Source organism: Nocardia sp. NPDC006982 (assembly GCF_042869435.1).
In the GTDB taxonomy this organism is placed as follows: Bacteria; Actinomycetota; Actinomycetes; order Mycobacteriales; family Mycobacteriaceae; genus Nocardia.
Genome location: NZ_JBIAFV010000093.1, coordinates 1 through 1,179 on the forward strand (window position 1 = coordinate 1; position 1,179 = coordinate 1,179).

The following is a 1,179-nucleotide window of genomic DNA, read 5'->3' on the forward strand; positions in this document are numbered from 1 at the left end:
AGCGTACTCGGCCGGGGTCAGGTAGCCCAGCGCCGAATGCCGGTGCCGCCGGTTGTGATCGACCTTGAAATCGCCGATCACTACGCGGGCCTCGAGCAGGCTGGTCCAGTGGTTGCGGTTCAGGCACTCGGTCCGCAGCCGCCGGTTGAACGATTCGACGAAGCCGTTGTTCCAGGGCGTGCCCGGCGGAATGTAGGAGATCCCGACCCTGTCGGCGCAGAACTGTTGCAGGGCAGCCGAAATCATCTCCGGACCGTTGTCCATCCGCAGCACCCGCGGAGGTCCGCCCGCCGTGGTGAACACCTTCTCCAGCTCCACAACAAGCCGCTCGGCGGTAATCGAGCGTTCCACGATGTGTAGCAGCGATTCGCGTGTGTGTTCGTCGATCATCGATGCGATCTTCACCGCCCGCCCGTCCACGGTCGAGTCGAACTGGAAATCCAACGCCCACACCACCTTCGGTGCGTCCGCCTCGACCGGAGGTGCAGAAGAGATTCCGGCTCGCTTACGCGGGTGGTGTTCGCGGACCTGCAGGCCCTCCTCGCGCCAGAGCCGGTGAACCTTCTTGATGTTGACCTCGCTGCCCTCGTCGAATCGCAGCCGCGCCCAGGCACGCCGGAACCCATGGCCTTGATTTCTGGTGGCATACGAACGCAGCCAGGCCCGCAGACCGGCATCCGGATCGGCCGAGCTCTCCTTCACCGGCAGACGCCGGTAGGTGGACCGGTTGAGCCCAACAACCTTGCACGCGAACCGTTCCGACACACACTTGACTTCACGCAGCATGTCCACGGCCCGACGCTTGGCCGCTGGGCTCAAAATTTTCCCTTGGCGATCTCCCGCAGCGCGTCCTTCTCCAGCTCGGCATCGGCCAGCAGCCGCTTGAGCCGGGCGTTCTGCTCGCGCAGCTCCTTGAGTTCCTTGGCCGCGTCGGTGTCTACCCCACCGTACTGGCGGCGCCAATTGTACAGCGTCGCTGTAGATACCCCGATCTCGGCGGCGATCTCCTCGCCGGTCTTCCCAGCAGCGGTTAACTCGTCGGCACGGCGCAGCTTCCGCACGATGTCCTCCGCGGAGTGCCGCTTGCGTCCTGCCATGTCGATCAGTGTCCCTTCTCGGCCCTCATCAGGCCAAACGGGACTCTAATACCAGATGGTCTCATTCATTGGGAGCAGCCCA

General features: G+C 64.1%; 1 protein-coding gene. It reads right to left on the bottom strand.

Going from position 1 to position 1,179, the window contains the following annotated elements:
* Positions 1-1,097 (bottom strand): IS3 family transposase gene (locus tag ACFYOW_RS49660; RefSeq protein ID WP_387299195.1). Its coding sequence is split into 2 segments (ribosomal slippage), with 1,098 coding nucleotides annotated over them: positions 1-830 and positions 830-1,097; the frame shifts between segments, so codons are not numbered across the junction. This gene is flagged as partial in the annotation.
* Between the last annotated feature and the right edge of the window lie 82 nt (positions 1,098-1,179).